This window comes from Streptomyces sp. NRRL WC-3605, from assembly GCF_001509795.1.
GTDB classification, from domain to species: Bacteria; Actinomycetota; Actinomycetes; order Streptomycetales; family Streptomycetaceae; genus Streptomyces; species Streptomyces viridochromogenes.
This window is the reverse complement of record NZ_LLZN01000059.1, coordinates 31832-52593: the sequence shown is the minus strand read 5'-3', so window position 1 is coordinate 52593 and position 20762 is coordinate 31832. Positions and strand designations below refer to the sequence as shown.

Genomic DNA, 20762 nt, shown 5'->3' with positions numbered 1-20762 from the left:
GAAACCTCCTGTGACCTGCGCAAACGTCTTGACGCGTCTTCTAAAAGTTGATTGAATTAGCAGTGTCGGAGCGGGGCGGGAATCCCGGACCGGCACCACCGAGAAGCCTCAACGATCAAGGACAGAGGACATGGACGAGGTGCACGACACCGCCGCAGCCACGGACGAGGACGGGCGTCCGTACGCGAACGGCTTCCAGCCGGCGGTGTACGACTGGGACGGCTGGACGTGCGAGGACAACTGCACCGTGTGCGAGACCGGCGCGGACTGCGCCGACTGCCGCGCGTGCACCGACTTCGCGTTCCCCTACCCGCCGCACTGGGCGCGTACCTGGCAGGAGGGCGAGCCCGAGCGCGGCGTCGAGGCCTTCGGCGGACCGGGCGGCATGGCCACCGGCCGCGAGCTGGTCGACGACGGCGGCGACTGGGTGCTCATCGAGCAGAACCGGGACGCAGCGGCCACGGCCCGGGCGGCCGGTTACTGGGTGGTGGAGGCGGACATCAGGACGCTGGACCCCCGCCACCCCGCCCTGCGCGGCACCCGCCGCTTCCACGGCTCGCCCCCCTGCCAGACCCTCTCCGACGGCGGCAAGCGCTCCGCCTGGAACAGCCAGGAGATCTCCGAACTCCAGAGCATCATGTGGCAGGCCTCCGAAGCGTTCGGCTTCCTGGAGGTGGACGACCTGTGCAGCCTCTACGGCGGCCCCCACCACTACTTCACCGGCGTCATCGACGGCATGGAGGACCACCCCGACGCGCACGGCTGGGGCGAGCTGTGCGGCGGCGGCCACCTGCCCCCCAACATGACCCCGGCTGAGTTCCGCGAGTGGGCCGCGTCGGCGGTCTCCGACGAGCGCACCGCGCTCATGGCGGAGATGCTCATCTGGCCCATGTGCCTCGTGCAGATCGGCGCTCCCCTGATCTCCATCACCATGGAGCAGTCGGCGAACCTGCTGAAGCAGACCCCCGCCCTGGCGGAAGCCATCCAGTCCGAGATCACCAGCGTCGAGGGCTTCGGCTGGGCATGGTGCTCATGGCAGATCGCGGACGCCGCAGACTTCGGCGCCGCCACCCACCGCGAACGGGCCTGGATGGTCGCCACCCGTTACAAGCAGCCCCGCTACGCCGACCACGTCGACGGCCAGGCGGCGGCCCGCGAGATGTTCGCCCACGTGCTCAAGAAGACCGGCAAGCTGCCCGACTGGATGCCCGAGCTGGACCGCCGGATCGAGCCCTACCAGGGCCGCCCCGCGCTCCCGGTCGTGACCGTCGCACAGGCCCTGAACCTTCCGGCCACCTGGTGGGCCGACACCCGCGGCAAGCGCAAGGTCAACCCCGCGACCGGCAAGCCGATCGGCGGCGGCAGCTTCCCCCTCAACCGAGTTGGCATGTGCGTCACCGCCCCTTGGTACGGAATCAAGTTCCGCCCCGCCGACGTCCCGCAGGGTGAGGGGACCACCACGGTGTCCCTGCCGGATCTCGGCGTCCTGGTCGGCTTCCGCCAGGACTACCCGTGGACCTACATCCCCGCCCGGGCGGGAGCGAAGGGGACCCGGAACATCGCCCAGATGATCGCCGACGCCGTGTCGCCGTTCATGGGCGCCGCCATCTCCGCCGCGGTCCAGGGCGAGGACTGGTACAAGCCGGTCTCCGGCTACCAGGCGGCGCTGTACCAGCTGAACCAGCGGGCGGAGTCGGACGCCCGCCCCAAGGCCGGAGACCAGCTCACACTGTTCGGGAAGCAGACCCTCCTGCGCACCCTGTTCGCCCCGCGGACAGCGAGCCCGCCCGCCGACTGGAAGCCCGCCGTCTGACAGGCAGGCGAGAACAGGCGTCAACGACGAAGGGCCCCGCGATGCGGGGCCCTTCGCGTGCGTACTGGACGGTGGAACGGTCAGGCCGTTGCGGTACTGACCGCCGTCGCTTCGTCAGCGGCCGCCCCGTCCTGAGCCGGGATCGTCCCAGCCGGCGAGGCCCCCTCGGAGGCTGCTGCGGACGTCCGTTCTTCGGCCTTCCGCGCCGCCGCCCGCGACCGCCGCGAGCGGGCCCGCGGACGCTTCGCCGGTTCCTCCGCGCCCATCTTCGCCAGCTCGTCGGGTGTCCACCCACCGACCTCGGCGGCGACGTACGCCCGGCCGTACGGCTCCTCCAGGGCGGCGAGCTGGTCCAGGAGTTCACTGCGCTGAGCCAGGATGCCGACCAGGGGCTCGATCGACTCCTCACGCTGCGCCTGGAGGGCCTTCATTTTCTGCAGGATCTCGTCTGCGCTTGGCATGCGCCGATCCTATGGCTGACCAGCAGTCAGCGACCGGTGCTCGCGGTGAAACACCGTACTGGCGTCCGTTGTTGAGCGGCACCCACATGCGACCTGACAGCTTCTAAGGGGTCAGTAACGGCCGGAAGCGAGTTAGTGCAAACTGGGCCCAGTTTGCATGATCACCGTCCTTTGGCCCACTACTGTGGTCGGCCGGTGATCTTTGGTCCGAGCACGGACCGAGGGGGAGGGGGGGGGCTCGCGTGGCAGAGCCGCCGGCATCGAGCGGGCGACGCCGCAGCGCGCGCTACCGCGAACGCGAGACCGACAGTCGTCGCAACACGCGCATCAAGGTCTCCTACACCGACACCGAGCTGACGATCATTCGTGAGGCCGCCGCCCGCGACAACCAGGCCCTGGCCGCATGGGTGGGCGACGCCGCAATGAAGGTAGCCACGGAGAAGGTCGTGCCCGTCTCCGTCGACGCCCGCGACCTCATCGCCGAGCTGATCCAGTCCCGCAATCAGGCCTCGCGGATCGGCAACAACGTCAACCAGATCGCGAAGGCACTGAACGCGGATGGCACGGTGACCAGTGCCCAGCTCGCCGCCACACTGGACGCCATACTCAAGACGATCCAACGCATGGACGAGGCGACGCGGCAGGTGATGCGTGAACGGCGGCCGCGGGCATGATGCCGAAGAAGGCCAGGGACGGCACGGACACCTGCGGGCTGCTGGCCTACCTGTACGGCCCCGGGAAGCGTGACGAGCACACCAACCCGCACATGGTCGCTTCCTGGGACGACCCCTTCGTCGAGGACCCGGCGCGCTCGCCGCACATGACGATCGCCGACCTGGCGCTCATCCTGGACGCTCCGGTGCACGCCCTGCTCGGTAAGCGACCGGCCAAGCACGTCTACCACGTAGCGGTGCGCAACGCCCCCGAGGACCGGCTCCTGACGGACCAGGAATGGGCGAAGGTCGCACGCGAGATGATGCACGCCGCCGGCATCGCTGAGCACGGTGACGATCAGGGCTGCCGGTGGGTGGCGATCCGTCATGCCGACGACCACATTCACATCGTCGCGACGCAGGCGAGGCAGGACGGCCGTCAGCCGCGACTGCGGCAGGACATCCCGAAGATGCACGCCGCCGCCCGGAAGTTCGAGGCCGAGTTCGGGCTGCGTCGGCTGACCCATGGCGACAAGACCGCGCGGACGTGGCCGAAGACCGGGGAGCAGGAGAAAGCCGTTCGGCGCGGGCTGTCGGAGCCGGCGCGGGTGACGCTGCAGCGGACGGTCCGGGAGGCCGCGGCCGCCGCCGCGAACGAGGACGACTTCTTCGCCCGGCTGACCGCCGCCGGAGTCCGGGTGAACAAGCGTGTCGCGCCAGACGGGAACATCACCGGGTACTCCGTCGCCCTGCCCGGTGACCGTGATGGCGGGCAGCGCGCGGTGTGGTTTCCCGGCGCCCGGCTCGCCTCCGATCTGTCCCTGCCGCGCGTACGGGAGCGCTGGACGAGACCCGTCTCGGTGCCGACTGTCGCGCCGGCGGAGATGTGGCAGGAGGCGGAGCGGCGTGTACGTGCGGCCGCCGACCAGCTCGGCGCGGGCGGTCTGCGCCAGGGGGCCGGGGACGTCGCCGCACTCGGTGACCTCATCGTCATCGCTGCGGTGATCTCGCCGCGCATGGTGCGCGATCGACTGCGTGACGCGGCCTACGAGTTCGAGCGGGCCTCGCGCGTGCCGGGCGACCGTGCGCTGGAAGGCCAGGCGCGCAGCCTCTACCGGGAGTCGGCATACATGCTGTCCCGGTCGGCGGCCGCCGCCGGAAGGAGCGACGCGGTGGCCGCACTCGGCTTCCTGCTCGCTCTGGCCACTGCGATCGAGGCCTCTCACCGCTGGCACCAGGCACAGGAGCACCGCGCCCAGGCGGAGGCCTCCGGGCGAGCCGGGCGGCTGCTGCGTGAGGCGGTCGAGGTGACCGCTGGTGCGAGCGCGGCGCGTGACTACCAGCCCCGTCCGAAGCGCACGACCACCCGGCCCGGGGGCGTCCGCCGGACCCCTGCCGTCTCGGGAGAGCGCCCCATGGCGGGCGTGCTGCAGGAGGCTGTCCCCGAGCATGCGCGTGCGGTGCTCGCAGACCCGGCATGGCCCGCGCTGCGCACCCGGTTGGCCGCTGTCGAGAACGCGGGGGATGACCCGGTCGAGGTCCTCACCAGGGTGGCCGCACAACGGCAGTTGACCTCTGCGGAATCCGTCGCCGAGGTGCTTACATGGCGGCTGGACGGGTGGAGCCGCCAGCGCGGTGCGCCGACGCCGGTCACCGGAAGAAGCCCATCGCCGACGTCGACCGGTGACGCCGGCCGGAGCAGTGGGCCGCCCTTGCTGGGGGCATCCGGGCCGACCCGTAGGCCGCCGGGTGACGAGCAGCGCAAGGGCCCGCCTCGGGCCCGGTAACGAGGGGAGCGGACATGACGATGCCGATGCCGGAGGAACGCCCCGGGGAGGCCTTCATGGAGGCCGTCGCCGAGGCGGTGCAGACCTCCGTGATGGCGTTCCGTCTGGTCATGGCGATCGCGGATGCGGTACGCCGTCAGCAGCAGGAGCGGGCCGGGAAGGCGGACGAGTTCCCGGACGCCGAGAAGGCGGCAGGGGAGGCTTCGGAGGAGGTCAAGAAGTTCCTGCCGGACGACGTCGCTGCGGCTCTGTTGGCGGGCGCTGACTGGCCGCAGCTCGCCCAGCAGCTCATGGCGCTCAAGCGGGCCGGGGTCGACCTGGAGGCGTTGCTGCCCCGGGTCGGCGAGATCGCCGTGACGGTGCGGGACCAGGTAGCGGCGAACGCCGAGAAGGTGAAGCACGAGGGCACCGAGGAGTGGGCGAAGGCGCTGCGCGAGACGCTGCCGGCGGGACCGGTGCGCGAGGCCATCCTGTCCTCCCCGGCATGGCCGGAGATGGCACGGACGATGGCGACGCTGAACGAGCGCGGAGTCGACGTGAGGGCGATCCTCGCGTACGCGCACGAGGAGGGCGTCGGCGTCGACCAGGCGGTCGCCAGGGTGCTTGCCATAGCGGAGGTGCCCACCACGAGCAGGGACGCGACGCTGTCGTACGGGCCGCTGACGGTGGGGCTGGACGTCCCCAGGGACCTTGACCTCGGAGACCGTGAGCGGGCCCTTCGCCAGCTCTCCATTGCCTCGTCGGAGAACCAGCGTTTCGCGCGCATGGTCCGCGAGGCTCTGCCTGGCGCGGAGCGGGAGGCGGACCTCCTGTTGTCGGCGCGTCAGTGGCCGCTGCTGGCCGCGAGGATGGCGGCCATGGAGACAGCGGGGCAGCCGGTCGGCGTGCACCTGGCCCAGCTGTCGACGGACACCTCGTGGCGGGAGGGGCCGCAGCCGCAGATGGGGCGGCGCCTGGTCCAAGCGGCCAACGACGCGCTGCGCAAGCCGGTCGGTTCGCCGACGCGCCCGGGGGCGAAGGTGAGCACCGCGGCGGCCCGAGCGACTTCGCCGAGTGTGGGCCCTACTAAGGCGGTCGGGAAGGGTCCGGCACCGGCCGTGCCCGGCGCGGCTGCGCACCGCGAAGCAGGGCCTGCATCAAGGAGCGGCAAGACCCGATAGCTGCCGCGCAATGGGGGCGGATTGGGACTTCGTCCAGGCACGCACGGTGCGGCGTACGCGGCTTGCGGGGCTAACCCCCGCAACCGGCAGTGTCAGCGCACCGTTCCGAGCAGAGGAGATGCGATGCCGACCCCGACCGACCCCATGACCCGCTTCATTCTGGCACTGCTATGCGCCGTGGTCGCGGTGCTCGTCGGTGTGACGTACCCGGCGGCGATCCCGGCGCTGACGCTCGGCGCGGCTGTCCTCGTGGTCGCGGTCGGCTTGCTGAAGCTGTGACGGGGGTTGCTAATTGGGCTTCACGAGCGAGACCGGGAGCGCGGGTCCGCTGAAGAGCACGTTGCTGAGGCCCACATGCCATGTCGGTGCTCGAACCCGGGTTGCGACCCGGACGTAGGCTGCAACCCAGGTTCGATGCTCATTGCTCGGAGTCGCGCGCGGCGGGGTCAATGTCGGCGGCGCGCAGGACTTCGTAGACCGTCGTCCGGGAGAGTCCGGTCGCACGCCTGATGTCCTGGACGTTCTCCATGCCGTCGTTCCACAGCTCGACCGCAATGCGCTTGAGGGCGTTCACGGCACCGAGGCGCTGAGTGCGCCAGTCCTCGGCCGAGGCGAGGAGCTGCTCGCGGCCGGAGATGCTGTTGCCCTCCCACCCGGTGGCTTGGGACCAGACCTTCTCCGCGACGTCAGCCCCGAGCTGGGCTTCGAGTCGGGCGTACAGGCAGGGGACGACATCCTGGTCCTCCTCCTCGTCAATGAGTCGGCCCAGGGTCCAGGGGTCGGTGGGCAACCGCGGGTCCAGATGCTTGTTGCGCGGGTTGGCGGTGACGACGAAGGCGTCGACGTGGTTCTTCGTGCGTCGGCTCTCGAACCGCCCGATCCGCTCGGCGTAGCGCTCAGCGTTCGTCTTGGCGATGAACGGACCGATGAAAGCCGGGGGGTAGTCCTGCGGGGTAACCATCACCGCATAGGTCTTCAACATGTCCACCACTGTACATGTCCAGCGGTGGACACATCCGGTCAAGGGCGGGTGGCTCCGTAGTAGTCCCGCTGGGGCATGGCGGAGGTGAGAGGGGCGAGGGAGACGTTCCGTCCTGTGCGCGGTGCGTGCAGGACGTTGCCGTCACCCGCGTAGATCGCGACGTGATAGATGGCGCCGGACCCGCCGTGACTCCAGAACAGCAGGTCTCCGGGCTTGAGGTCGCTGCGGGAGACCGCGCGGTCGGAGGTGGCTCCGTACTGGGCGGCCGCCGTGCGCGGCAGTTTCACGTGGGGCCAGTACGCGTACATGACCAGGCTGCTGCAGTCGAACCCGACGGTGGAGGAGGCGGAGCAGCGGCCGTCCAGGTAGCCGTTGACGCCGTCGCAGAACCCGGTCGAAGGGCCGCTGGCGTTGCCGCCGCCCCAGGCGTACGGGGTCCCCATCTGGGTGGCTGCCTTGCGCAGGGCGTCGGGGCCGGTTCCGGAGCCTTCGACGGTGAGCCGTGCCGGGCCCTCGAACCGCTTCATGGTCGACAGAATGATCTGCACGTAGTTGTAGGTCTCGCCGCCCGCGAACGACTTCGGCGGCACCCCGCGGAACTGCTGGACCCGGCCCCACCCGGCGTTGTAGCCGGCCAGGGCGAGCGCCCGCACGTCGCCCCCGTAGCCCGAGGCTCTGGCCTGCTTGAGCAGGGAGCACATCATGCGGCCCTGGGCCATGACGGCGTCGCCGATGTCCCAGGGCGAGGCCTCGCCGTTGCCGTCGGCGTCCCGCCCCCAGGTGGCCCACGTTCCCGGCATGAATTGCGCGGGGCCCTGCGCGCCGGCGTGGGAGGTGGCGGCCTGCGGGGAGGTCTGGAACTTGCTCTCCTGGTACAGCTGCGCGGCCAGCAGTGCCGGGGTCATCCCGGGTTCCTTGCATTCATCGTCGGCCTTGAGGATCCAGGTGCGGAACTCGGCGGGCACTCCCCGCAGTCCGCCACCTCCGTCGGATACCTCGGTGGCTTCGGCGTCCGCGTCCACGAGGACGAGCGCCACCAGGCCGATGACCGCCATCACGAACGCGATGACGCCTGCGGCAGCAGCCCGTATGAGCACCTTCACGCGTTGTCCCCCCGCTGAATCTCTGCCTTCTTGACGGTCCGCTGGTGCTTCGTTTTCGGTCGATGTGGGGCTCGAATTCGCCGTTCATCCCCTAGTCGCGGCGGGCCGTGATTCGTTGAAGTGGATACCACTTCTTCGGCTCGTCTCGGCGTATGTGAATTCCGCTCGGGCGCGCTCATTTCGCGTGGCGAAATACGGGGTGTGCGCCCTGCTTCCAGCCCTGTGACCAGCAGGAAACGCCAGATAGGTTTGCGGTGGGTCACGCTAGCCTTATCGGCCCTGCAGGGCCAAGACAGTGCCGAATAAACGTAGTCATACAGGGGGGAGTTGTGTCGTGATTGCCCATTCAGTGACGCCAACACCTGAGCATGCGGCGCCCGTCATGCTGCGGCACGCACTGATCCCCGTGCATGGGTACGGAATTGTGGTGGCCACGGTGGCCCGGATGCTCGATCCCGACGGCAGGGGCGCCGCCCGCGTGATGGCCGTCGGCGAGACCATCCCGTACGGGGTCCAGCCGGTACTGGTGGCCGACACCACCGTCTACAGCGCCACGAGCCTCGAGGAAATGCTCCGGCACTGGGGCCCTCGGCCCAGGCCGTGGCTCGTGCTGGTCGCGGATGCCCCGGCTCGCCCGGTGGCCCAGGCCCGGTACCTGGTGCGCGCCCTGGAGGGGCGGCTGGCCGGGACGGCGAGGGTGCCGTACCTGCCGGTGCTGCGCGCGGTCGCGGGGCCGGAGGAGGCCCTGCAGCACAAGGACGTCCAGGCCGCAGCGGCAAAGCTGCGGCGCGCGTTGGAAAGGAAATGACCTGATGACCATGGCCTCTGAGGTGGCCACGCTCGCCGGCATCATCCCGGGCGCGGAACCCACCCCCATCCCGGGACTGAACGGAACGGTGTCGCAGATCTTCGGCTACGGCCTGTGGCTGGTGGTCCTGGCCGGCGCCGGGGGAGCAGGGTTCGGCGTCTACAAGCTGGCCGTCTCCGACAAGCAGCGCGGAAGCGGAGGGTCGGAGCCGTTCAAGTGGATGGGCGGCGGAGTGGCGGCCATCCTGCTGGGCGGTTCGCTGATCACGATCCTCAACGGCATTGCGGGCGGCTGACATGGCATCACGCACCAGCAACAGCAAGGGCATCTGGGCCGTGAGCATCGCGGCCGCGGTCGTGCTCGGGCTGACCGCCTACGTCACGCTCAGCGGGGACGACGAGGAGCCGGGCACGAACGGCAAGGGCGGCGCGAGTCCGAGCGTGTCCAGCCCGGCGAGCCCGTCGGCGAGCTACCGGGCTCCGGAGGACTGGACCGAGCCGCAGCGATGGGCGGCGCTCCCGCGGGGGGAGCGGACCGACAACCGGGGCAGCGAGACCAGGTTCCCGCACACGACGCAGGGCGCCGTGGCCATGGCGGCGGCCGCCAACACCACCGCCATCGAGGCCGGTCGGTCGAACGTCGATGAGCAGCTGCGCATCTACCACTCCTACGTGGCGAAGGCCGACCAGTCCCCGGACACCGCCGAGCAGATCGAGCTGCAGGCCATCCAGACGGACAAGGCGCTGCACAAGAGCATGAGCGTGGCCGTAGGCCAGCCCCTGCCGGCGGGCGCGTACGTGCGCAGCAACGTGGTCGGCTTCAAGGTCATCAAGGAGTCGGCGGACGAGGTCTCGGTCTTCCTGCTGAGCCGGGTCGTGCGCAAGAACGGCGAGACGGCCGAGGAAGCCAGCTCCTACACCCGCGTCGTCAACGGCGTGAGGTGGGAGGGCGGCGACTGGAAGCTGAGCGGGACGGTCACCCAGGATGCCCTGGCGGCCGCGCGGAAGGACGGCCAGCCCAAGATGGCCGCTCCGGGTGACGAGGCCTTCAACCGGGCGGGGTGGACGGCGATCCGGGAGGCCTCGTGAGGCGCCGACTGGCCGTCCTCGTCCTGGCGCTGACCATGGTGTTCGGGGTGTCGGCGGTGGCCGCTGCCCCGCCTGCGCGGGCCGACGGGATCATCAGCGACGTCACCGACGGCGCCTGCCAGATCTCCACCGGCCCGATCCTCGGCGCCATCATCAGCGGCGGCGGGGCCAGCCCGGGCGCCGCCGCCAACGGCATGAGCAGCATCTGCGACAAGATCGGCGAGGCAACCGAGAAGAAGATCAAGGGGGCATGGAAGGAAGTCTGGGAGTCCCTCCTGGGCGACATCATCAACGCCGGCGCCGATGCGGTGAAGTGGGTCCTCAAGAAGGTTCTGACCGTCGCCCTCCTCGGCCCGTCGGTCGACCTGGAGGGCACCGGCCTGTGGGGCGGCAAAGCCACGCTGGCGGGCATGCTCGTCTGGCTCGGCCTGGTGATCGCAGCCTTCGGAATGATGTGGCAGCTCGGGAAGATGGCCGTCACCGGGCAGTCCAAACACGCGGGGCGGGCGATGCTCGGCTGGGTGGAGAACACCCTGCTGTCCGCGATCGGCGTGGGCATGTTCGCGCTGCTGCTCACCGCCGGGGACGCCCTGACGGCCGGGCTGGTCGACGCCACTTTCGCAGACGACGGCAAGGCCTACGAGAGGATCGTCGGCGTGATGGTGCCCGCCGCCGTCTCCAACCCCATCACCATGCTGTGCGTCGTCGCTGTGCTGCTGCTGATCGGCTTCATCCAGCTGGTGCTCGTGTTCCTGCGGCAGTCCGCCATCCCCATCATCTGCCTGCTGCTGCCGGTGGCCGGCGGAGGCCGGGCGGGCGGCGACACCACCCGCCAGTGGGCGCCCAAGCTGATCACCAGCGGACTCGTGATCGTCGCCTACAAGCCCATCCTGGCCGTCATCATCTGCACCGGCTTCGCCGAGTTCGGACACGCCAAGACCTTGGCGGAATGGCTGCGCGGCTGCGCCACCCTGGTCCTGGCGGTCCTCGCCCCCGGTCCGCTCACGAAGATCTTCGCGCCGCTCGGTGCGGCCGTCGGCAACGGGCTGGCCTCCGGTGGCGCGGGCGGAGCGCTGTCCGCAGCCGCGGGCTACTTCGGCGGCAGGAACAACAACGACGGGCCCAGCGGCGGGGGCGCGGAGCCCGCCAGCGCCGTGGAGCACGCCCGCTACGTCGAGCAGACGATGGGCAGCCGCGCCGGTCAGGGCAACAGCGAAGGCGAGGATGGCCACTCGGGCGGTGACGCCCAGGCGCAGGCAGCCCGCAACCAGGCGGCCGCCCAGCCAAACGGCCAGGCCGCACCCGACGGCACGGCCGCGCCCTCCACCGCAGCGGTCGGCGCTCAGGGTTCCGCCGCGGCGGGCGCGGCAGGACCCGCAGCGTCGGCCGCTGCGGTGGCCGGGCCCGTCGGCATCGGGATCCAGGTCCTGGACGGCGTCAACGACACCGTGCAGGGCGCGAGTCGGCAGATCGGGAACGGGGGGAGTGCGCAGTGACCACGCACGAGGTGCCGCAGGCCCTGCTGGTGGAAGGGTTCCGTGCCCGCCGCAGCTTCGGCTTCGGCGGGCTGTCCAAGTCGGCGACGATCATCTCGACCGTGGTCCTGGTCGCGGAGGGCATCATCGGCGTCCAGGCGCCGGTCACCCTGGTGGTCACCCTGCCGGTGACGGGCGCGCTGATCGCCCTGGCCGCCGCCCGGCGGCACGGCATGTCCGCTCTGTCCTACTACTGGGCCAAGGTGGCCTGGCGGCGGGCGGCCAGGGTCGAGGCCACCTCCTACCGGCGGGTGCTGCTGCCGCACCCCTACGCGCTGGACCTGCCGGGAGTGGGCGCCTCCTCCACCCTGATCCGCGCTCACGACCCGACGACCGGCAAGCACGTGGGGGTGGTCCACGACCGGGCGAGCGGCCACATGACCGTCACGACGCTCCTGGCCCCCGGCGGCAGCCTGATGGCCCCCACCGGCGCCGTGCAGAGTTCCCTGCGCACCTGGTCGTCCGTGCTGGACGCGATGAGCACCGACGAGCAGATCAAGGGCGCCTCGGTGACGATCCAGATCACCCCGGGAGCGGGGGAGGCCCTCGGCGACGACGTGAAGGTCCGCAAGGACCCCAACGCCCCACAATTCGCCAAGCAGATCATCGACGAGCTGGTGCGCACGACCCCGCACGCCACGGCCAGCGTGGCGCCGTGGATGTCCGTCACGGTCGATCCCACCGCGTCCGCGAACCCGCCGGCCGACCTCGCCGAACAGGTCGCGGAAACCCTCAAGGTGGTCGACGGCCTGGACCTGTCCGGCACCGGGACCGACATCATGCGCCGGGCCACCGACGTCGACCTGCGCCGCCTGGTGCGCAGCGCGTACGACCCGGCCACCTTCAACGCCCGGGACAAGGACTTCGAGGAACTCAGCTGGTCCGAGTGCGGCCCGCAGGCCGCCGACGACGAATGGGAGACCTACGCGCACGACGGCGGAGTGTCGCTGAGCTGGGTGCTGCGCGAGATGCCGCGACGTCCCATCGCCTACAGCGTGCTGCTGCCGCTGCTGGCCCCGGGCCGCTTCCAGCGGCGCATCACCCTCGCCTACCGGGTCCTGGACCCCTACGAGGGCGAAGCGGTCCTGGAGAGGGAGATCAGCAACGCCCACCAGCGGGCGGCCGCCACCGCCGAGGTCAAGGGCCGCGCCAAGTGGAGCCAGCGGGCCGACGCCGAGCGCGCCGAGCGGGCCGCCGCACAGGTCGCCGGCGGCTCCCAGGTGGTCGACTGGACCCTCATGGTGACGACCACGGCCCGATCCGCCGCCGACCTGCCCGCCGCCCGCCAGGAGCTGGAGCGCGCCGTGAAGGCGACCAGGGGCATCCGCATGAGGCCCGCCTACGGCGCACAGGGCGCCGTCTTCGCCGCCACGCTGCCGCTGGGCTACAACCCGCTCGTGAGGGACTGATGGCACGCAAGCCCAAGACCGTGGTGACCACGCCCAAGCGGGTCACCAGGACGACCGAGCAGGCCCCGACCCGCGCAGAGCGCCAGGCCGCAAGGAAGCTGCGGAGCCGGTTCGCTCCCCGGCTCGGGTGGGGCGGCAGGTTCGGCGGCCGGGCCACCGTCGAGGACGCGGGCACCGTCTACACCGGCCCCACCTCGCAGGCGGGCGGCATCTACCCCTTCCTGCTGGGCTCCGGTCTGCCGCCGCGCGGCGTGCCGGTCGGACGGGACGTCCTCACCGGCGAGTTGGTGTGTCTGGACCCCTCCGGCTGGACGGGCCAGCTCACCACCAATCCCGGCGTGTGGGTCATGTCGCAGCCGGGTGCGGGCAAGTCCGCCCTGGTCAAGAGGATCTGTCTGGTGTACTCGGCCTTCGGGCACATGGTCTGTGTCCCCGGCGACGTCAAGGGCGAGTACAGCGAGCTGATCCGCGAGCTCGGCGGCAGCGTCGTACGGATCGGCGACGGCATCGGCCGCATCAACCCCCTGGACAGCGGCCCGCTCAAGGGCCACGCGCAGGCCTTGCCCGCCGACCGGCGCCAGGCTCTGCTCGACGTCCTCAACGGCCGCAGACTCGAGACCCTGGTCGCCCTGCTGTCGACCAAGCACGGGCTCGGGCGCACCCCGAACGAGATCGAACGCAGCGCGCTGGACACGGCCGTGCAGGTCGCCTCCGCCGGTCAGGCCACCGGCAGCGACCCCATCGTCAAGGACGTGGTCGACGTACTGCGGGCCGCCCCGGAGGAACTGCGGACCAAGCTGGCCGCCGAGGGCGACCGCTACCGGGACCTGACCCGCAGCGCCATCGCCGGGCTCGACAACCTGATCGGCGGCCCGCTGCGCGGCCTCTTCGACGGGCCGACGACCACACCCCTGGACATTGCCGCCCCCGCGGTCTCCGTGGACATCTCCGCACTGCGGGCCCGCGGCAACGACGTCGTGTCCGCCGGGATGATCGCGACCTGGGCCTACACGTACTCCAGCATCGACTCCGCCCGCAGCATCGGCTTGATGGACCGTCGCCTCGTGCTGCCGATGGACGAGATGTGGCGGGCCCTGCGCTCCGGGCCGGGCCTGGTCGACGCGATGGACGCGATCAGCCGCCTCAACCGCACGACGGACGACGTCACGATCTACGTCACGCATTCCCTGCTCGACGTCGAGGCCCTGCCCACCGAGATGGACCGGGCGAAGGCCCGAGGGCTCATGGACCGCTGCGACACGTGGGTGATCGGCGCGTCCACCGACGAGGAGCTGCGCCGCGTCACCGGCAAACGCAGCCTGACGGAGCAGGAACGCATGATGATCGGCTCGTGGTCGTCGGCCACAAGCACGGGCCTGGACATCGACCCGAGCTACGACGACCAGGACGACGGCCAAGGTCCGCCGGCGGAGGACGAACGGGCCCGCCATCCCGGCCGCGGCAAGTATCTGATCAAGATCGGGACCAGGCCGGGCATCGCGGCCGCGCTCGAACTCACCGCGACCGAGCAGCGGCTGTACCGCACGGACACCAACCGGCGCCGCACACCGAGGGCGGGAGGCGACAGCCGATGATGACGGACGACGACCGGGCATGGGCCGGCGCCGCGATCCTGGCGGGCGGCGTCGTGACGCTGTCCGCCGCGACCTGGGCGGGAGCGGCTGGCGGCGCACTGGCCACCGGCGAGGACGTGGCCCCGGCCTCCCCGCTGACCGTCTACCGGATGGTCAGCGACTGGGCGACGGTGTGGCCGCAGTCGCAGACCGCGTCTCTCGTCGGCGCCACCGTCGCCGACCTGGCGGTCGTGGTGTTCCTCGTGTGGGGGCTGCGCTGGGCCTTCAAGTGGTTCAGGAACCCTTCCAGCCTGGCCACCCTGCACCAGGTGCGTGAGCTGACACCGAAGCACGCCGCCCGCACCGCGACCCGGCTGCGCGCCTCGTTGAAGGGGGCGAAGGCCTCGCAGCTCCCGGCACGCGACCGGGGCGTCCTCCTTGGCGACCACCTGCCGTCCGGCATCGAGCTGCGCGGATCGGACGAGGACACCTACATCGCCATCATGGCGCCGCGCGCGGGCAAGTCGACGTCGCTGGCCATCCCGGTCGCGGAGGAGGCGCCTGGCGCCCTGCTGATGACGTCGAACAAGGCGGACGTCTACGCCGCGACGCGCGGCAGCCGGGCCAGGGCCGGGCAGACCTTCCTGTTCGACACTCAGGGCGTCGCGCAGGCCGAACGGGACATGTGGGTCGACCTGGTGGCGCAGGCCGAGACCCTGGAAGGCGCCGAGCGTCTGGCCTCGCACTTCGTCACCCAGATCACCTCGGAGCAGGCCGACCCGTTCTGGTCCCAGGCCGCCGGAGACCTCCTCACCGGCCTGTTCCGAGCGGCCTGGTGGGAGGGCACCACCGTCCGCGAGGTCATGGCATGGCTGGCCGACCCGAAGGAGAAGGCGCCGCTGCGTGTGCTCTACCAGCACGAGCCGGTGCTCGCCGAGCAGGTCGATTCCTCCATCAACATCGCCGAGGAGACACAGTCCGGGATCTACCAGAACGCGCGTACGGCCATGTCCGCGCTGCGCGACGAGAAGGTCCTCGCGTGGGTCACCCCGGACAAGCACCGCGCCCGCTTCGACCCCGAGGCCTTCGCCACCAGCACCGACACCCTGTATCTGCTGAGCAAGAAGGGCGGACCGTCCTCGGCGCTCGTGGCCGCGGTCGCCGACGCCGTCTTCACCGCCGCCACCGAGGCGGGCGAGCGCCACGGCGGCCGCCTGCCCGAGCCGATGCGCGCGGTCCTGGACGAGGCCGCCAACATCTGCCGGATCGCCGACCTGCCTGACCTGTACTCCCACCTCGGATCGCGCGGCATCACGCCGTTCACGATCCTGCAGAGCTACCGCCAGGGCGTACGGGCCTGGGGCGAGGTCGGCATGGACGCCATGTGGAGCGCGGCCACGCGCAAGGTGATCGGCGTCGGGATGGACGACGCCAAGTTCGCCCAGGACATCAGCTCCCTGACCGGCGCGCACTACATCGAGCGCGGCTCGTACTCCAAGAGCAAGGACGGCTCCAGCCGCAGCTGGAGCGAGCAGCGCGAGCAGGTCCTGGACCCCGCCGAGATCCGCGCCATGCGCAAGGGCACGGCCCTGCTGATGTCCACCGGCATGCCGGTCGCACAGATCAGCCTGCGCCCCTGGTACGCGGAGGAGGCCATGGCGCACATCGGCCCGCAGATGCGTGAGGAGGAGGCCGCCATCACCAAGCGCGCCGTGGCCGCGTACGAGCAGCGGAAGGCCGCCCGCAATGGCCGATGAACCCGACGACGTCCCGCAGATGGACGTGCCGGTCGGCATGTTCGAGGACATCGAGGACCTCAAGGTCAAGGTCGCCCGGCTCACCGCCCTGGTCCAGGAGTTCGCCGACGGAACCGAGGACGGGCCGGGCGGGCCTGCCACCGACGAGGAGACGGCCGGCGGGGACGTCCCTACCGAGGACGACGAGGAAGCAGAGTGGAAGTACCCGCCCTTCATCTTGTTGCTCGACTCGCCGCAGTACGACGACGAACTCCGCGCTCTCATCGAGTGGGTGGAGGGTGTGCTGGTGCCCGGCTACCTTGCCGAGCCGTCGGCTGACGCCCGATGGTGCCATCTGTGGTGGGAACACCCCGTGGCAGTCGCCCGCCTGCACGCCGCATGGCTCGCCTGGCAAGAACTGACGGACCCAGCCACCTGCGGATACACCGGCCCCTCAGTCTGGCACCGCGACCACATGGACCCCGCCCTGCGAGAGCTACGAGGGTCCACCGGCCCGTTCGCGGGCTGCACCAAGGGTGAGCACTCGATCAACCACCGCATGCCCGGCCTAGTGCCCAGTGCATGGACCCACGCCGAGGGCTAAGAGACTCGAAGTACTACGTGATGAGGGTTGGTGTGCGGGTCGATGAGGGCGCTGGCACACGCAGCCGGGCGACGAGATCGCCGCCGCATGACCCTCGACATCGGCGAGCCGAGAGAGTCCTTGATGACCCATTTCATGTATTTCAGGGTGTGAGATGGGTCACGGTGCTTCGCCCTCTGGGAGAGATCTGTAGATCCTGCGCTGCATGGCTCTGACCTGCCGTTATACGGGTGGATGGCATGTCAGTGCCGTGGTGTATTGCGAGTGGGCGCATCAGGCACTGTCAGTGCCGCTTGTTACGGCGTCTGGATCTCTTCACTGTCAGGACTGCCCCTTAGAGTCTGAGGCAAGTCATGAAGCCCTTCCGATGACGAGGGGAGACCCCTGCGAAGTCATGCCCTGAGAAAGCGACTTCGCGACCGGGGTCCCCCTTCGCCTGACGTCGGGCTACCGATCCGTCGTAAGGAGCCGTAAGCCGTGACGCACATTGACCGTACCCCAGCCGGTACGGACGACTCTGGCCGCGCCTACGCGTGGGCCGCAGTCCTCACCACCTTGGCGACACTCGCCACTGTCCTTGCTCTCGCCTTCACCGGCAACGAAGAAGCGGCCATCGCGGTCGCGGCCGCCGGCATCCTGAGCGGCGTCGTCGTCAAGGTCACCGTCCAGATCCACCGGAAGTAACCCCCCCGGGGGATCCGACGTGACCGAGGCTGCGCCGGGTGTCCTCCGCGACGCCTGGCGCAGCTCAAGATCGACACTCTCCTCGTGATTCGTGACTTCCACCCGAGGGCCACAGTAGGACCAAGGTCTGACAAGGCCCCCCGGCCGCGAAGGCGGCCGTCGGATCGAGGCGAGGCGGGTGGCGGCCGCGGGGTCAGGGCGCCGGTACGTAGCTCACCGTCTGGGCGGGGCAGGATGCCGCTGCCTCATCGAGGGCTTCGAGTTCGCGTTCATCCGCCGCGAGCCGCCAGCGCAGCTTCGTCCCCACCCACTCCGCCAGATAGCGGCAGTGCACCTCGGCGGCCGGCGGCAGCCAATCAGCTGGGTCCTGGTCTGCCTTGCTGCGGTTGGAGCGCGCGGTCACAGCGACCAGGGAGGCCTCGGCGCCCTGGTCGTTGGCATAGGCTTCGCGGCGCTGCGCGTTCCAGGCCGAGGCGCCGCTGTCCCAGGCCTCGGCGAGCGGCACCATGTGATCGATGTCGAGACCGGGCGCCGACGTCACGATGGCGCCGTCGTAGTAGGAAAACCAGGCGCCTCCCGTCAGGCGGCAGCCGGGGCCGACGGCGGGGGCGTCGACGGCCTCGTGGATGAGGACCTCGGCTCGGGTGTTGCAGCCGTCCGCGAGGTCACCACTGTTCCAGTGGCGGAACTCATCGCGGCTGTAGCCGTCACGGGACTCAGCAGCCACGGGCAGAGTGGCCACCGCGTCAGCAAGGGGAAGCGTCTCGTCTGCCTGAGCCGGTGCGGCAAGTGCGACGCAGGAAGAGAGAGCGAGGACGGCAGCGGAGAGACCGCGCAGCGCGTGGTTGATCATGCTCCGTTGATAGCCCACGCCGCATGGACGTGATCAGGAGATTCCGCTCGACTCCGCCCATGTGAGTGCAAAGGTCATATCGGCGGGAGCCAGTCGGCCTGGCGGATAGAACCCCTGTGCTATTTGCTGGCTATCCTGGTCCTGAGGTGGCGTGTATCAGCCACCCGGACAGGAACACCATGACGACTCCCGTACCGCCGGTCACAGAGCCGGACCACTCCGTTCTCACCTGTCTTGGCAGCGAGGTGGGTCTCTGCGCTGTCTGTCAGCGCAAGACGCACCGCTACGGCAAGGGAGGCTCGCCGCTGTGCACCTGGTGTCTGGCCTCGGCGAGGGAGAAGTGGGGTCCCAGGGTGACCTACGTCAGCACACGGCCCTAGATCGGCTTGCTGATGGAGCACCATGGAGCACCTTCCTGTCGGAGTTGTCCGTGAAGAACCGTCCCTCGCCGGCAGAGGCTCAGATGGTCGCGGAGGCCTTGCTGGCCGACGAGGCGGACGACGTGGGCCGGGCACTGGAGCTGGTACTGGACTTCCTCGGCCCGACCGAGGGGAGCCGGGACGCCGGAAACCTGCTCCTGATCTCGGTGTTCGCGGACATCCTGGAGCGGGAGTGCCCGGCTGAGTGGCGCACGGTGCGGGGTGTTCCGGACGTACCTCGGCTTGCCGAGGTAGAGGACGATCCGCGCCGGATCGCCGAGTACGTCGACCACATGCGCCGGGTCGGCCACGTGGTGGGTACAGCGGACGCCAAAGCCTCCATCGCCATGGCGGCGGAGGCCGCTCTCACCGCGCAGCACTACCTGGCCCGACGGCAGCACGGCATGGACGACCCGGCAGGGCTCGTCACGCAGGTGCGGCAGGCGACAGGGATGCGTCCCGAACGGCTGTGGGGCGCCCTCAAAACTGCCTGCACCAAGGTCCGGTCCTTGTCCGCCGAGACCGGCACGCCTGGGTGAGCCACGCGCCGAGAGCTGATTGCGCTGGGTGCAATATCCGCCGGGCACGGCGCGACTTCCCGCAGATCCCCACTCCCGGGGCGCCAGACGACGCGACAATGACCGCGTCGCGATACGCCGTGGTCAGCCCAGTGCTGGCACGGGCGTGACACGGCGACGCATCCAACGGGAGGGCACATCATGACGGACCCCGGACCGGCTCTGCAGGGCATGGGCGCGGCGACCTGGTCGACGGAAGACGGAACGGCCTTCGAGGTGGCGCTGGAGGGCATCAACCACGTGGTCGGTGCCTACTCGCGGCTGATCGCCGAGGCGAGGGCGGCCGACGACGCCGAACGGGCCCAGACGCTCGTTGCCGAGCGGGCGCAGTGGTCCGCCCGCCGCAAGAGCCTCACGCCCGCCGACCGCCCGGCCGTGGACGCCGTCACCGCCGAGAGCGCCCGCCTCCTGCAGCAGCTGCGGGCCGTGCGGTGACCGACGTCGACCGCACCCGCTACGTCCTGCCGGAGGGCGAGAACGAGCAGATCTTCCGCGAGGAGATCGTGCCCGCCGAGCTCACCGGCACACGGCAGGACCAGCCGATCGCCGTCATCGTGTCCGGCCAGACCGGCGCGGGGAAGACCTCCATCACCACACTGGCTACGCAGGCCCTCGCCGGGCGGGGCGAGCCGGTGAACATCAACCTGGACACCTACAAGCCCTACCACCCGAAGTACGACGAGCTGATGCGCGCGGACGACACCACCGCCGGCGCCTACACCAGCATCGACGGACACCGGTGGATGGAGGCCGCCGAGGCGTACGCGATCGAGCAGCGCTTCGACATCGTGCTGGAGTCGGCGATGCGCGACCCGCGCGACTTCGAGGAGCCCGCCGCACGGCTCAGGGCCGCGGGGTACCGCGTCGAGGTTCCCGTCGTCGCGGTGCACGAGTCGATGAGCCGCCTGGGAGCGCTGGACCGCTACCTCCAGCAGGTCCAGGCCTTCGGGCAGGGGCGGATGATCGACCGTGGCATTCACGACGCCTGCTACCGCGGCGTCGTACGAGCCGCTGTCGGCATCGACGCCGACCGCCTCGCCACGGCCGTCTTCGTCGTCCGCAGAGACGCCCATGTCGTCTACAGCAACCAGCTCGACAGCACCGGACAGTGGAAGCGCACCCCTGGCACCCCGCAGGCCGTCACCGGCGAACGCGACCGCGCCTGGACGGAACAGGAATCCTTGGCCTTCGCCGCGACCGTGGCCCGCACCCGCCGGCGGATCGAGCAGCTTCCCGGGCCCGGCCGCGTCGAGCCGCTGCAGGAGCTGGGCGCCATCGCCGACCTGGCCCGCCCTCTCCTCCACCCGGCGGCGGACACCGCCGTACACCGAGCCCTCGGACCGCTGTGGGCCGCCGACGCCTCGAAGCTGCCCGTCAGCACCGCCGCAGCACGCGGCCGCTCCACCACGCACACCGTCCCGCCGGCCGTGCGCTCCCCCCAGCAGCACAGGCCCACAGGCCCGACGGGCGGTCCCCAAGCTCCAGGGCAGCCGCATCGGCGACACAGCCGGTAGC

21 protein-coding genes are annotated in these 20762 nt (G+C 70.5%); 17 read left to right on the top strand and 4 right to left on the bottom strand.

Annotated elements, in window-relative coordinates:
• The first annotated feature begins 130 nt into the window (after positions 1-130).
• Positions 131-1813 (top strand): DNA cytosine methyltransferase, encoded by a 1683-nt coding sequence (locus tag ADL34_RS36135; protein WP_062669119.1) that lies wholly within the window; start codon positions 131-133, stop codon positions 1811-1813.
• Positions 1814-1893: 80 nt separating this feature from the next.
• Here ADL34_RS36135 and ADL34_RS18940 read toward each other — a convergent pair whose 3' ends face one another.
• Positions 1894-2274 carry a hypothetical protein gene (locus ADL34_RS18940; protein WP_062669120.1) on the bottom strand — a complete coding sequence of 127 codons (381 nt, stop codon included), beginning with the start codon at positions 2272-2274 and terminating at the stop codon, positions 1894-1896.
• Between the two features lie 242 nt (positions 2275-2516).
• Between ADL34_RS18940 and mobC the strand changes: the two genes are divergently transcribed.
• The 4 genes from mobC (at position 2517) to ADL34_RS36130 (ending at position 6153) form a co-directional block, all read left to right on the top strand.
• Positions 2517-2948, top strand: a complete 432-nt coding sequence (gene mobC / locus ADL34_RS18935; protein WP_062669121.1) for a plasmid mobilization relaxosome protein MobC — start codon at positions 2517-2519, stop codon at positions 2946-2948.
• A gap of 146 nt (positions 2949-3094) precedes the next feature.
• Entirely contained in the window at positions 3095-4714 is a 1620-nt protein-coding gene (locus ADL34_RS18930) for a relaxase/mobilization nuclease domain-containing protein (RefSeq protein ID WP_159038944.1), read from the top strand.
• Positions 4715-4728: 14 nt separating this feature from the next.
• A complete protein-coding gene (locus tag ADL34_RS18925; RefSeq protein ID WP_062669123.1) occupies positions 4729-5874 on the top strand; it encodes a hypothetical protein in 1146 nt (381 codons plus the stop codon).
• 123 nt (positions 5875-5997) lie between these two features.
• Positions 5998-6153 carry a hypothetical protein gene (locus ADL34_RS36130; protein ID WP_159038943.1) on the top strand — a complete coding sequence of 52 codons (156 nt, stop codon included), beginning with the start codon at positions 5998-6000 and terminating at the stop codon, positions 6151-6153.
• 139 nt (positions 6154-6292) lie between these two features.
• On the opposite strand, the gene ADL34_RS18920 is transcribed toward ADL34_RS36130, so the two are convergent.
• Together ADL34_RS18920 and ADL34_RS18915 are read right to left on the bottom strand one after the other, a co-directional pair.
• Positions 6293-6856 (bottom strand): hypothetical protein, encoded by a 564-nt coding sequence (locus ADL34_RS18920; protein WP_159038942.1) that lies wholly within the window; start codon positions 6854-6856, stop codon positions 6293-6295.
• Between the two features lie 38 nt (positions 6857-6894).
• Positions 6895-7959, bottom strand: coding sequence for a bifunctional lytic transglycosylase/C40 family peptidase (locus tag ADL34_RS18915; protein WP_063892316.1), 1065 nt, complete (start codon positions 7957-7959; stop codon positions 6895-6897).
• A gap of 406 nt (positions 7960-8365) precedes the next feature.
• Here ADL34_RS18915 and ADL34_RS18910 point away from each other — a divergent pair, with 406 nt between their 5' ends.
• The 9 genes from ADL34_RS18910 to ADL34_RS18870 all read left to right on the top strand — a co-directional run bounded on the left by ADL34_RS18910 (position 8366) and on the right by ADL34_RS18870 (position 17397).
• A complete protein-coding gene (locus tag ADL34_RS18910; protein ID WP_159038941.1) occupies positions 8366-8767 on the top strand; it encodes a hypothetical protein in 402 nt (133 codons plus the stop codon).
• Between the two features lie 4 nt (positions 8768-8771).
• Positions 8772-9062, top strand: coding sequence for a hypothetical protein (locus tag ADL34_RS18905; RefSeq protein WP_107115664.1), 291 nt, complete (start codon positions 8772-8774; stop codon positions 9060-9062).
• A 1-nt stretch (position 9063) separates the two neighbouring features.
• The gene (locus ADL34_RS18900; RefSeq protein WP_062669126.1) at positions 9064-9855 is read left to right on the top strand and encodes a hypothetical protein; all 792 of its coding nucleotides are present in this window, start codon (positions 9064-9066) and stop codon (positions 9853-9855) included.
• Positions 9852-11351: a hypothetical protein gene (locus tag ADL34_RS18895; protein ID WP_159038940.1), complete on the top strand. Its 1500-nt coding sequence runs from the start codon at positions 9852-9854 to the stop codon at positions 11349-11351. Before ADL34_RS18900 ends, ADL34_RS18895 begins: the two co-directional genes overlap by 4 nt.
• Positions 11348-12799, top strand: a complete 1452-nt coding sequence (locus ADL34_RS18890) for an SCO6880 family protein (protein WP_234375052.1) — start codon at positions 11348-11350, stop codon at positions 12797-12799. Before ADL34_RS18895 ends, ADL34_RS18890 begins: the two co-directional genes overlap by 4 nt.
• The gene (locus tag ADL34_RS18885; RefSeq protein WP_062669128.1) at positions 12799-14394 is read left to right on the top strand and encodes an ATP-binding protein; all 1596 of its coding nucleotides are present in this window, start codon (positions 12799-12801) and stop codon (positions 14392-14394) included. Before ADL34_RS18890 ends, ADL34_RS18885 begins: the two co-directional genes overlap by 1 nt.
• The gene (locus ADL34_RS18880; protein ID WP_062669129.1) at positions 14391-16130 is read left to right on the top strand and encodes a type IV secretory system conjugative DNA transfer family protein; all 1740 of its coding nucleotides are present in this window, start codon (positions 14391-14393) and stop codon (positions 16128-16130) included. The genes ADL34_RS18885 and ADL34_RS18880 overlap by 4 nt, the downstream gene beginning before the upstream one ends.
• Entirely contained in the window at positions 16120-16713 is a 594-nt protein-coding gene (locus ADL34_RS34930) for a DUF4913 domain-containing protein (protein ID WP_079034244.1), read from the top strand. Before ADL34_RS18880 ends, ADL34_RS34930 begins: the two co-directional genes overlap by 11 nt.
• 477 nt (positions 16714-17190) lie before the next feature.
• Positions 17191-17397, top strand: a complete 207-nt coding sequence (locus ADL34_RS18870; protein WP_062669130.1) for a hypothetical protein — start codon at positions 17191-17193, stop codon at positions 17395-17397.
• A gap of 193 nt (positions 17398-17590) precedes the next feature.
• On the opposite strand, the gene ADL34_RS18865 is transcribed toward ADL34_RS18870, so the two are convergent.
• Entirely contained in the window at positions 17591-18250 is a 660-nt protein-coding gene (locus tag ADL34_RS18865) for an HNH endonuclease family protein (protein WP_062669131.1), read from the bottom strand.
• Positions 18251-18680: 430 nt separating this feature from the next.
• Here ADL34_RS18865 and ADL34_RS18860 point away from each other — a divergent pair, with 430 nt between their 5' ends.
• The 3 genes from ADL34_RS18860 to ADL34_RS18850 all read left to right on the top strand — a co-directional run bounded on the left by ADL34_RS18860 (position 18681) and on the right by ADL34_RS18850 (position 20761).
• Positions 18681-19208 (top strand): hypothetical protein, encoded by a 528-nt coding sequence (locus ADL34_RS18860; RefSeq protein ID WP_159038939.1) that lies wholly within the window; start codon positions 18681-18683, stop codon positions 19206-19208.
• A gap of 180 nt (positions 19209-19388) precedes the next feature.
• A complete protein-coding gene (locus ADL34_RS36125; RefSeq protein WP_062669133.1) occupies positions 19389-19682 on the top strand; it encodes a hypothetical protein in 294 nt (97 codons plus the stop codon).
• On the top strand, positions 19679-20761 hold the full coding sequence (locus tag ADL34_RS18850; RefSeq protein WP_062669134.1) for a zeta toxin family protein: 1083 nt from the start codon (positions 19679-19681) through the stop codon (positions 20759-20761). The genes ADL34_RS36125 and ADL34_RS18850 overlap by 4 nt, the downstream gene beginning before the upstream one ends.
• The last annotated feature ends 1 nt before the right edge of the window (position 20762 follow it).